At 50.5% G+C, this 11,339-nt stretch carries 11 protein-coding genes; 1 reads left to right on the forward strand and 10 read right to left on the reverse strand.

Features of this window, described 5'->3' with window-relative positions; all coding sequences use genetic code 11:
• Nucleotides 1-26: 26 nt before the first annotated feature.
• The 10 genes from B2118_RS03470 to B2118_RS03515 form a co-directional block, all read right to left on the reverse strand.
• Complete coding sequence (locus B2118_RS03470) at nucleotides 27-833, reverse strand: hypothetical protein (RefSeq protein ID WP_428053321.1); 807 nt, start codon at nucleotides 831-833, stop codon at nucleotides 27-29.
• Nucleotides 834-909: 76 nt separating this feature from the next.
• Nucleotides 910-1,464 (reverse strand): OmpA family protein, encoded by a 555-nt coding sequence (locus B2118_RS03475; protein ID WP_428053322.1) that lies wholly within the window; start codon nucleotides 1,462-1,464, stop codon nucleotides 910-912.
• A gap of 44 nt (nucleotides 1,465-1,508) precedes the next feature.
• Nucleotides 1,509-2,006: a 2-amino-4-hydroxy-6-hydroxymethyldihydropteridine diphosphokinase gene (gene folK, locus B2118_RS03480; protein WP_428053323.1), complete on the reverse strand. Its 498-nt coding sequence runs from the start codon at nucleotides 2,004-2,006 to the stop codon at nucleotides 1,509-1,511.
• The gene (locus B2118_RS03485; protein ID WP_428053324.1) at nucleotides 2,006-2,356 is read right to left on the reverse strand and encodes a 6-pyruvoyl trahydropterin synthase family protein; all 351 of its coding nucleotides are present in this window, start codon (nucleotides 2,354-2,356) and stop codon (nucleotides 2,006-2,008) included. Before B2118_RS03485 ends, folK begins: the two co-directional genes overlap by 1 nt.
• Entirely contained in the window at nucleotides 2,353-3,150 is a 798-nt protein-coding gene (gene folP, locus B2118_RS03490) for a dihydropteroate synthase (protein ID WP_428053325.1), read from the reverse strand. Before folP ends, B2118_RS03485 begins: the two co-directional genes overlap by 4 nt.
• Before the next feature lie 8 nt (nucleotides 3,151-3,158).
• Entirely contained in the window at nucleotides 3,159-3,779 is a 621-nt protein-coding gene (gene folE, locus B2118_RS03495) for a GTP cyclohydrolase I FolE (RefSeq protein ID WP_428053326.1), read from the reverse strand.
• Entirely contained in the window at nucleotides 3,704-4,297 is a 594-nt protein-coding gene (locus B2118_RS03500) for a 7-carboxy-7-deazaguanine synthase QueE (protein ID WP_428053327.1), read from the reverse strand. Before B2118_RS03500 ends, folE begins: the two co-directional genes overlap by 76 nt.
• Nucleotides 4,272-4,616 carry a 6-pyruvoyl trahydropterin synthase family protein gene (locus tag B2118_RS03505; RefSeq protein WP_428053328.1) on the reverse strand — a complete coding sequence of 115 codons (345 nt, stop codon included), beginning with the start codon at nucleotides 4,614-4,616 and terminating at the stop codon, nucleotides 4,272-4,274. The genes B2118_RS03500 and B2118_RS03505 overlap by 26 nt, the downstream gene beginning before the upstream one ends.
• A complete protein-coding gene (locus tag B2118_RS03510) occupies nucleotides 4,617-5,357 on the reverse strand; it encodes a DUF1189 family protein (protein ID WP_428053329.1) in 741 nt (246 codons plus the stop codon).
• A 24-nt stretch (nucleotides 5,358-5,381) separates the two neighbouring features.
• Nucleotides 5,382-5,939, reverse strand: a complete 558-nt coding sequence (locus B2118_RS03515; RefSeq protein ID WP_428053330.1) for a hypothetical protein — start codon at nucleotides 5,937-5,939, stop codon at nucleotides 5,382-5,384.
• Between the two features lie 150 nt (nucleotides 5,940-6,089).
• Here B2118_RS03515 and B2118_RS03520 point away from each other — a divergent pair, with 150 nt between their 5' ends.
• The gene (locus tag B2118_RS03520) at nucleotides 6,090-11,105 is read left to right on the forward strand and encodes a PAS domain S-box protein (protein ID WP_428053331.1); all 5,016 of its coding nucleotides are present in this window, start codon (nucleotides 6,090-6,092) and stop codon (nucleotides 11,103-11,105) included.
• Nucleotides 11,106-11,339: the final 234 nt, after the last annotated feature.

The following is an 11,339-nucleotide window of genomic DNA, read 5'->3' on the forward strand; positions in this document are numbered from 1 at the left end:
AAGCAAAAGCAAAAGCAAAAGCACTTCTACCGTCTGAATAGTTCTCTTTTTGTTTGGGTTGTTTGGGTTGCAAAAATTTTTGAGTAGATTTTAAAAAACGGAAAATCGGTCATTTTGTATAATTCTTTTGTATTAACTACCGTCCACGGGCGTCCAGCGGAAAAAACTTTTTGTAAAGTAACCCCTTTGGCACGCACTTTATACATTAAAGGCCCATAGGTAATTTTGCCCGTTTGGGCTTGGCGGATAAATGCGGGCGTTAGGGGCGGCGGGGGAAGTTTTGACGAGGGCAGGCGTGCGTAACGCGTAAGCACGGCCGCCTCAAAGGCGGGCCAATCCTGTTTGGTGGCCGCTTGGTGTTCGGCGGATAGGGTTGGAGTTAAAAAAGTGCAACTTTTGTAATAATCGGGGTGCGCTTCCGTCTTTTGGCGCATAAAGGCCACTTGCTTGGCAGTAGCCAGCACTTCATCAGCCAGCGTCAGGGGCCAGATAAAGCCGTTTTGCTCGGCCAATAGGTCATTTTTGGCGTGGAATTTTTCGTGCCGGTAGAGCGGAGCCAAACAGCGCGCCAAAAGTTCAGGCGTTGGCTCCTGGGTTCGCTTGAACCATTTTTTTAAAGCCGGTTTAGAGAGATAAAAGCGCTTTTTTTGCCTGTCCCACCGGGCGAGTTGCCCGCGCGCGTGGGGGCGCTCCAAATAAAATACAACGGGCGTTTTTTCGCCCGCTTCTTGCGCGAGGGGCGCGGCGGCTTGAATTAGCAAATCTTGCAAAGGGGTGGCCCCCAACGAAAGGGGAAAAAATAAAAGCCCAAAAAGAAGCGCGCGGATTTTCATATCAAAATTTTAGCAATTAACGGGTAAAAATAAAAAGCCCCGCTCGTGGCGGGGCTTTTGCCATACAACTAATAAACTATTTGATTTCCAATTCCACGCGGCGGTTTTTGGCGCGGCCTTCGCGGGTTTTGTTGGAAGCAACCGGGTTCGCTTCGCCGTAACCGATGAAGGATACGTTTTTAGCGGGGACGCCTTCTTTCACCAGTTCCAACGCTACGGCTTTGGCGCGGCGCTGGGAAAGGTCCATATTGTAATCGGCGGGGCCGAAGGAATCGGTGTAACCGGCTACGCGGACGGTGTGATCCGGGTATTTCTTCAAGGCGCGGGCGGTTTGTTTAATCGGTTTTAAAGAAGCGGGGTCAATTTCGTCGCTGTTGTAGCGGAAATTAATCGGTTCTTTATAGGTCAAAACAACGCGGTCGGCCTTGCGGTTTACTTTGGCCACTTCGGTAAAATCTTTGTCTTCCACTACGGTTTTAGCGGGTTTAGCAGGTTCTTGCTTGGGGGCCGGTTTAGCGGCGGCTTGGGTTTGAACGGGCTTTTGGGTGGTTTTGCAGGTGTTTTTGGTGCAGGTGCAATGGCACGCGCCTAAAAATAAAGCGGCGGCCAACAGGGTTACTACTTTCTTCATTGGGGTCTCCTTATAGTGTATAGTATTACTACTTTACTTATATTTTACAAAATCCGGCAAGTGGGCGCGCCCTTTTTTTTCATTAACTCGCGGTACAGGCGGTAAATGGGTTTACCTAACTTGGGGTGGACATAGTCCGGCAACAGGTACGAAAGCGGCTTTAACACAAATTCCCGCTCGTGCAGGCGCGGATGCGGCAAAAATAAGTGATATTGCGGGTCATCCTCAAACAGGACCAAATCGTCGTAAAACAAAATATCCAGGTCAATCACTCGCGGGCCGTTGGTAAAGGTGGGCTTTCGGCCGAGTTCCTTTTCCAGCGCTTTTAATTTTTTTAAAAGCGGCATTGGCTGAAAGGGCGTGCTTAAAATCAGTACGGTGTTGATAAAATCCTCTTGGTGCGAGTAGCCTTCCGGCTTGGAAATAATGTACGGGGCCACTTCTTTCACCGTGCCGGCGGCGGACAGGGCCTTAATGGCGCGGTCTATGTGTTCCTTGGCGGGGGCAATGTTGCTGCCCAAAGCAATTACGGCGCGGGGCATTAGTTTTCTCCTCTGTATTCTATCCAGCGGTCGGGTTCCTCGCCTACTTTCACACTAAATAAATGCGGCAGCAGGGCATTTAGGCGGTTGTACATCCATACGGCCAGTTCCTCGGTGGTGGGGTTTTTTAAAAGCGTGCCCAAGTCGCACCCGTTTAGTTTGGCGTTAATTTCCTTTTGAAAGACGTCCGCTAACAGGCGGAAATCAAGCAGGTAGCCTTCTTTATTAGTAGGACCGTAGAAAGTAACCTCGTAGTGAAAACGGTGCGTGTGGACCGCTTCGGCCAAGGTGCCGCCGTGCCCGTGGCAAGCTGTAAAATCGCCGCATTGGGTCAAATAGACCTTGCTCATTTGGCCCCCTGTAATTCTTGATAAAAGTCCATAATTTTGCGCGTGTCCTTTACGTCGTGTACGCGCAAAATGTCCGCCCCGCCCTGCAACGCCACCAAATTGGCGGCCAGGGTTTGCGCCTTGCGTTTGGGGGGGAGTTCGCGCTTTTGCGCGAGAAAGGTTTTGCGCGACAATCCGACGAGCATCCGCACGCCTAAATCTTTAAAAAAGGCTAAATGCTTTAAAAGTTCGTAGTTTTGTTCGCGTGTTTTGGCAAAGCCGAAGCCTACGTCAATAATCACGTTTTGCTTGGCAATCCCGCACGAAACGGCCTCGTCAATTTTGCGGGCCAAAAACTCCTTTATTTCGCCCAGTAAATCGGTATAGTCCGTCATCGTTTGCATTGTCTGCGGCGTGCCGCGTGTGTGCATTACCACAATTTGCGCGTTGAAATCTTTGACGATTTTGAACATTTCCTTATCCGGCGTACCGCTTACATCGTTGATGATGGCAACGCCGGCCTTTAAGCCCTCTAATGCCACCGGGATTTTGACGGTATCCAAGGAAACGGGAATTTTGGGCCAAGTTTTGCGAACCGCTTTAATAAGCGGCAAAACGCGGTTCATTTCCTCTTCCGCCGGAACGGGGGCGGCACTCGGGCGGGTGGATTCGCCGCCGATGTCAAAAATATCTACGCCGCCGTCTGCGTAATCCTTGCATTTGGCCAGCAAGGTGGGCAGATTGTTTTGCGGGTTTCCGTCGTAAAACGAATCCGGTGTAGCGTTTACAATTCCCATTAAAAGCGGTTTTGTCATAAGCGGGCCTATTTAATCATTTCCAAAAATTCGCTGCGCACTTCCATTTTTTTGAATGCGCCACGGATAGCGCTCGTAACCATTACGGCGTCGTGCTTTTCAATGCCGCGCGCGCTGATACACATATGTTTGGCCTTGCATACCACCATTACACCGTAGGGTTGTAAGGTTTCCATTAAACTGTCGGCAATTTGCGCTACCAGTTTTTCCTGGATTTGCAGGCGGCGGGCATACACCTCTACCAGGCGTGCCAGTTTGGAAATACCGAGCACGCGCCCCTTGGGCAGGTAGCCGATGCTTATCGTGCCGAAGAACGGCTGCAAGTGGTGTTCGCAGGTAGAGTAAAACTCAATATTTTTAAGCACCACCATTTCCTCGCAGGAGCCCTCGGTAAACGTTTTTAACACGTCTTGCGGTTTCATTTTGTAGCCGCCAAAGAGTTTCTGCCAACTGCGCACAATGCGTTTTGGCGTTTCCAGCAACCCCTCTCGGGTTGGGTCGTCGCCGATGTAGGCTAAAATTTCGCGCAGGTTTTGCAAAATCTTTTCTTCGGTCAGCGGATGTTTATCAGTTTGTGCATTTGCAGGCTTAACCGGGCTGAGGGATGTTCTTTTAGCAGTTTTACGCATAAGTCAATGTTCTCCTGTTTGTTACTTTCGGGTTGAAGATAAATACGGGTGTGCGCGTTTTCGTACGCATAGTATTTTTTTAAATCCGTTAAATCGGTGTCTTTGCCGACGACAATTTTGATAATGTCCGCCTTTTTTAGCATTTCGGGGCTGACGTATTTCTTGGGCGATACGCAAACAAAATCCGCCTGGCTTACGTCGCAGTCGTTGGCGCCGTTCGTTTCCAAGTGGACGGTGTAACCGTGGGCCTTTAATAGCGCAATCAGCGCGGGCAAATCTTGCTCCGTGGGTTCTCCGCCCGTGATAATAACAGCCTTGGCCGGGTATTGGGCAAGGTCTTTTAATAGGGCGTCTTGCCCCATTTCTTTGCCCGCACCAAAGGCGTATTTGGTATCACAAAAGGAGCAGTTCATACTGCACCCGGACAGGCGCAAAAACACGGCGGGCATACCTGTATGTTGCCCTTCGCCTTGGATAGAATAAAAAATTTCGCTAACCTTCCACGACGGCTGCGGCATTGTCGCTCTCCCAAATTTCCAAGGTTTTTAATTTTAAATCCTTTTTGGCCAGTTCCGCGCCAATTTTTTGGAACAGGTAATTGGCCAAGTTTTCGGCGGTGGGGTTTTCCACCAAATCATTTAAAAAGCGGTGGTCGGGCAGGTTTTCGTCCAATAGTTTTTTGATGACCTTAAAATCGCAGACCATACCGTCGGGGCGGATTTCGCCCTCAACCACAAAGACGGCCTTCCATGTGTGCCCGTGCAAATTGTGGCAGGGGCCGTCGTAATGCGGCAGACGGTGGGCCGAACTGAAAGAACGGATAAGTTTTACTAACATTTATTTCTCCTCGGGAAGTGTATTAAAAATCTGTTGCATATAAATAAGGCACAAAATAATTTGGGCAAAGGTAAACAGCGGGATGTTCCAATACAGTCGCACGTACCACAGCGCAGACAGCGGCCCCAGCATAAAAAACGCCCATTTTAAAACAATCCTGCGCGGCAGGGCACTGCGGGTAAAAAGTTTAAAAAACATCCCAACCGCTCCGGCCACGCAAAAGCCAAAGAGCATTATAAACGGAATAGCAAAGAGCGCCGACATAAATGCCACCGCTGTAAGGGCCGAAGCCAAGGTGTCCTTTTGCTTGGCTAAATTGTCCTGCGAGGTTACAAAGTTTAGTTGCGGGGGAATTTCCCGGCTCTGCACGCCGTTGGCGGCGGGCATATAGAGTTGGTTGCCGCTCACCAGCATTAAAATTTGTCCGTTTACCATATCCGCTTGCGTGGGCGGTGTGGCGCGAGAAGAGTCAAACACCAGTTTTACGTCGCTTCCCGGAACGGTAACGCTGACTGCGTTTTTGGGGGTCGTCAAAACGCCCTTTTCAAAGGTAACTTCGGGGAAGTTTTTAAGCAGGACGGGCAGATTTTTATCAATATACGAACCTGCAAAAAAGTAAAAAACAATCAGCGACAGCATAAAAATATAAATGCCGAACGCAATCATTTGTCCCCGCGTGGCAAAGGCCAAGCGGTGATAAAACCGGAAGGATAAAATACTTTTTATATGCAACCAAATCATACGTCCATTATAGCAATTTGGGGGTTACCTTTTGTTCTGGCAGGATACTTCCGTGCCCAAAAAGTAGATTTGGTTCTTTTTAAAAACGCAGGTAAGTTTGGCGGCTTGCACGGGAGTATTGGCCGACGGGGGCAACGCCCGCAAACAAGACACGCGCGTGCAGGAATACGTTTTTCCGCACTCTGGGAAGGATGAAGACGGAAAATTATCAATAAACCACGAAAAGGATAAGTTGTAGTTGAGCGCCTTTAAAAAATTATCGCAGGTCAGTTCTCCTTCAAAGGTGCAGGCGGGCTCGGCCGAGGAGTTTTCGGTCGTCAGCGTTTGGGCGAGCAAGGTATAGCGTTCGGCGTCTATGGGGTCGCCCTCTACGCGGTACACGTCAAAACATTTGAACCCTGACTCTTCTTTGGCGGAGCAGAAGAATTGCTTAAAAATATCGTTGCCCGGGCAGGTGTCCTCCACGGCGGCTCCGTCAGTGGATAAATACTGTGGGGCTTCACGCACCGTTTGGAGCTTCCCGCCTGCCGCTTGCAGGCAAACCGCGCACAGGACAAAGCATAAGGTTAAAAGTTTCTTCATACAGGTATAGTAGCAAATTTGAATTTTTATCCCGGTAAAAAATTTAATTAGTTTTATCCCCGTACGCACGCGTACTTCTTTATGTTGCAAGTGCGGGCGGAATTTATTAAGATATATCCGTATTATCATCTTTTAGTGTAAAGAGGGCTTATGTCCAATAACTTTTTTTCCTTTTTCTCCAAAAAAGAAGTACCTTCCGTTGAAATTAATACCTTAACGCCGGAAATGTTTTCCTTTTTAAGCCAATTTCCCACGGCGTTACTCTTGGTGGACGCTACGGGCAAAATCGCCTTTGCGAACGCGAGCGCGGCCAATTTACTTCATAGCAAGGTATCCTCTTTGTCCGGGGCCAAGGTGGACCGCTTCGGCCTGACGATGCCCCAGGTGCGCGCTATGGCTGAGGATAAAACGGCTAAAAAGGTGGTCATACAACTTGTCAACCGCGATGCGGACGCTGTTTTTGTCAGCGCCGGGGCCAGCAATTTGGCTTCCACGCCGTTTATTATGCTCACGTTTGAGGCGGTGCCGCTTTTTAAACAATTAACGGCGGAAAAGAACTTTTTATCCTCGCTCTTGGACGGATACCCCTGCGCGCTGGCGCTGCAAAATTTTGCGGGCGTTTGCACGCTGTGGAATAACGCGGCGGCTATGTTGTTTGGCCACAAGGCGGCAGACGTAACGGGCAAAAGCATTTATGACTTTTTGCCTAAGGAAATCATCCCGTCCGTCAAGCGCGTGGATGAACAGGTCCGCACCAAATTGGAGCCGCGCGAGGGCGTGCAATTAACATACCGCAACGCCAAGGGCGAGGAACGCGCCCTATGCGTCAGCAAAACCTTGGTAAAGGGGGAAAACGGCAAGCCGCAATTTATTTTAACCTCGTTTGAAGACTGCACCGAGCGACGCAATTACGAACAGGACCTCTTGCAAAACCGCACTTTGTTGCGCGCGGTGCTTGATAACGTGCCCTTGGGCCTTTACACGCGCGACTGCGAAAACGAAATGACATTCTACAACCGGCAGAGTATGGCGGTTTTGGGCGAAACGGATGCCAAATGCGTCAACACCCCACATCCGTATCAGGATAAAAATGTAGTGGCCGAACACTATCACCGCGAACAAGAAGTGTTAAAAGAAGGGAAAATTAAGGACTACCCCGAAGAAGAATATGTGGACCACCACGGCAACAAAAAGATTTTGCACTTAATTAAGGTTCCGCTTATGGATGCGGGGCCGAAGCCGTTGGTGCTTTCTATTGTGGAGGACGTAACCGAACGCCGCCAGCAGGAAGAAAAAATTTCCCGTATGAACAGTATCCTTTCCGCTATTTTGCAAAATGCGCCTATCGGGCTGTATGCGCGCGGAGAAGACGGGGCGATGCTGCTGCGCAATAAACAATGCTGTGTGATTTTTGGAGAGCAGCAGGAAGCCTTTTCCGCCGACGGTTCCCTGCCGCACGAAACGCCCGCCCAAGTTAGTGGGTACATTACGCGCGAACACGATTTGTTAAAGCAAGGCAAAACTTTGGATATCCCGGAGGAGGAATACACCTTGGCCTCGGGCGAAAAGAAACTTTTGCATATGGTCAAAGTGCCGATTACGGGTACCAAGAGTGAACCCAATATGGTGATTACGCTTGTAGAGGATATCACGCAAAAGAAGGCGCAGGAAAAAGCCTTAATTGAAAACAAAAACTTCCTGCAAACCTTGTTGGACCAAGTGCCCGTGGCTATTTATGCCCGCGGAACGGATAAAAAAATTGCCTATGTAAACCGCCGCGCCTTGGAACTGTTCCCCGATGAAAACCCGGAAAAGGAAGACCCCTTCTACATCCAGCGCGAGGATAGTATCTTCCACGATGGCAAAATGGTGGAATTCCCCGAGGAGTGGTACACCACCAAACGCGGGAATAAAATCCTTTTGCATTTAATCAAGGCCCCCGTGTTTGATAAAGAGGGCAAGCCCTTTATGGTACTGACGGTGGCTGAGGATATCACGCAAAAGAAGGAACAGGAAAAAGCCATCGTCAACGCGCGTAACTTCTTGCAGACGGTTATTAACAACTTGCCTGTTTCCCTGTCCGTAAAGGATTATGAGGGCAAATATATTTTGTGGAACAAAAAGGCCGAGGAAATTTTTGGCGCGCTGGCCAAGGACGTTATCGGCAAGACTTCGTACCGTGCGGATTTGAACAAGGACCAGGCCGAGTTCATCCGCGAGTCCGATTTGCGCGTATTTGATAACAAGCGCGAGCAAAATATTCCGCAGGAACTCATTTCCACCGCCACCGAAGGCGTAAAGATTATGCACACTGTCAAAACGCCGCTGTTTAACGAGGACGGCACGCCTAACTGCCTGCTTTCCGTGTCGGAGGATATCACCGCCAAAACGCGTATGGAAAAACAGATCCGCGAAGCGAGCGACAAGAACACCCTGCTGGTGGAAAACGCCCGTGAGGGGATTGCTATTTTGGAGGACGGCAAAATTATCTACGCCAACCGCGCCTTGTGCCGCTTGCTGGGGTATGACGATTTAGCCGCCGTAAAGGGCAAGGCCCTGCTGGACTTGGCAGTTGAGGACCACCGCTTATTCTTAAAGGATAAATACGATGCCGTGGTAGCCGGGGCAGATGACGCTTCGTCCGCCATTGATTTGCGTATGATTAAAAAGAACGGGGCGGAACTAGAAGCCGAATTTGCCGCTGTGGCCGCCACTTATTTGGGCCGGCGCATTGTGCTGGGCTTCGTGCGCGACGTAACGGGCGCCAACCGTACCTTGCGCGAAGTTAAAAACGAGCGCGCCAATTTCCGCGCCGCGTTTGAAAAATGCGTAACGCCGGCGTTCATTTTGACCCATAAGGGATATATCAGCGTGATGAACGAGGCCTGCCGCGGGTTATTTGACTTTACGGAAGCGGACAAGAATTTCTACCGCAACGTGTATATAAAGCCGGCTATTTCGCTGGCAGCGCGCAAATTGTTGCGCGCGGGTCAGCCTGCCCAAATGAACTATACCTTTGATTTTGACCGCGCCGCGCGGATGTTCCCCGGCCGCGTAAAAGGTACGGGCAAATTGCCGCTGTCCGTCAGTTTCGTGCCGATAAACAAGCGCGACGCTAAGGACGGTTCCATTGAAGCCGATTATGTGGTTTTTTTGGAGCCCCAAAAAGCGCAAACGCCTACTCCGCCTGCGCCGCCCGTGGCCGAAGTGCTTACCAAAACGCCGCAGGAAATGCTCGTCCTGCCCAACAGCGAACCTTACGCCCTGTGCAAGGATACTTGGCAAATTGACGTGTGCAACGAGTTGTTTTCGTCCTTGTGCCAAAAGCCGCAGGACGAACTGACGGGCAAGAACATCCGCACCGTGTTTGACGAGGAATCCCGCAAACGCTTGGAAACGGATTTAAAGGATTTGTTGCAGGACGGCACCCTGGTAAACCGCGAATACCACGTTTTATTGGGCGACGGCCCGGAAAACGCCGCCGTGCGTTTAACCGCTATCAAGGAAACAGACGGACGGTATTTGTTTGTGTTCCGCAATATGGCGTTCCACCGCCAAATTATGAAGATTTTGGAGGAACGCTCCGCCCAGTTAAACGCGCTGTTGGAAGCCACCGACGGTGTGGTCTTTACCGTTATGTTTGAAAACGGCCGCTTTGGGCATATTGAGCAGGCGGGCAAACCGCTTGCGCACAAGTTGGGGTTTTCGCAGGATGAGTTGGTGCATAAAATGTTTGGCGAACTGTTTTATGATAAAGCCCGTGGCGAAAAATACTGCGCTTCCGTATTGGAGCGCGCGCAGGAGGAACTGGCCTTGCAGGGCAAAACATCCTTCAAACTGCCCGTGCGCAAAAAGGACGGAACCGCCTTTGAAGCGCAAACGGTGCTGACCGCGCTGGATATGCCGGGCAAGGATTCGGCCTTGGTGGTCGTGCATGATCTGTCCGAGCAAATGGACCGTATGTCAAAAGATTCCAAAGAAGCGCAGGAATTAAAGAGCGTTCGCCAGGCGTTACCCGGGCTGTATTTAAAGACGGACAACAACGGCCGCGTGTTGGAGGTGTATTCCAACTTGGACTATTTAAACAACCAGCAGGCCACGGAACTGTTTTTGGATAAAAAGCCCGCCGAATATTGGCCCGAGGAAGCCGCCGGCCGCGCGCTGTTTGCCATTAAGGAATCCTTATCCATTAACGTAAGTTCCAACTTTGAATTTTCGTGGACGGTACCCGATAAACTGCGCCATTTTGAGGCCAGCGTAACGCCCATTTCCGGGCGGGACGAGGCCGTCCTGTGGGTGAAGGACGTTTCCAACGCCCACGCGTACGACGAGCAAATCCACGAACTGTACCGTTTAACCAGCGAGCCCGGCCTATCCATTACCGACCAAGTAAATAAAGTCTTGGCCTTTGGCTTAAAGGCGTTCCGCGCTGATGTGGGGCTGGTGCTTCGCTTTGAACAGGGCAAAAACGGGTTGGAAAGCCACGTGGTGTATGTAACGAAAAACGATTTTAATTTACAGCGCCATATGGAGTTCCCGGTAGAGGAGTGCCTGATAGATGTGCCCGACGGAAATGTGGTAATGTTCCCGGATTTGGGCAACGCCTCGTGCGAGCGGTGCTTGCATAAGGAAAAGAACTTCGGCTCCTTGGCCGCGGCCCCGCTGTATGTGGGGGGAAAGGTGCAAGGTGCGCTGTGCTTTGCTTCCCGTGCCGCCCGTCGCAGTTTTGACGATGGAGCAGAGGAACTTTTGGGCATTATGGCGCGTTTGTTTGGCCTACGCATAGAACTGCGCCAAACGGGCAAACAGTTGGGCGAAGCGTCGCGCTCGCTGGCGCGGACGCTGGAATATGTGGAAATGCCCGCCGCCATTATTGACCTAGACTATCAAACCACTTTCGTTAATAATGCTCTCTTGCAAACGACAGGCAAACGCATTGGCAATATGCTGGGGCACGATTTCTTTGCCGCGGTCATCCGCAACGACGATTTGTCCAAGCAAATGTTTAAATCCGCGGAGCACTCCGCGTCTGGCAATGCGTTTCAGGTGCGTATGGATTTATTGCACGAAAACGGCCTGTACCAAGATACGGCGTGGGACGTGTACGCTTGCAAAAATTCCGACGGAAACATTGATGGCTACGCCTTAATTGCTTCCGGCAATTAGGTTTTAGTTTAGCAGTAGTGTGCTTTAAGGGACAGCCTGTATTTTTCAGGCCGTCCCTTTTTGTGTGTAGTCGTCCTCCCGTAGTTTTTGGCGGATCGCAGGGGGGCGGCCCGCAGGGGTTTCAGGATCTACATCTTGGGGCGTGGTTGTTGTCGTCATCCTGGAAAGTCGTAGTCCAGGATCTGTTGTTATAAAATAAGGATTAGATACTGGACAGAAACCTTCCAGTATGAC

It is taken from the genome of Candidatus Avelusimicrobium stercoris, from assembly GCF_002437085.1.
GTDB lineage: Bacteria > Elusimicrobiota > Elusimicrobia > Elusimicrobiales > Elusimicrobiaceae > Avelusimicrobium > Avelusimicrobium stercoris.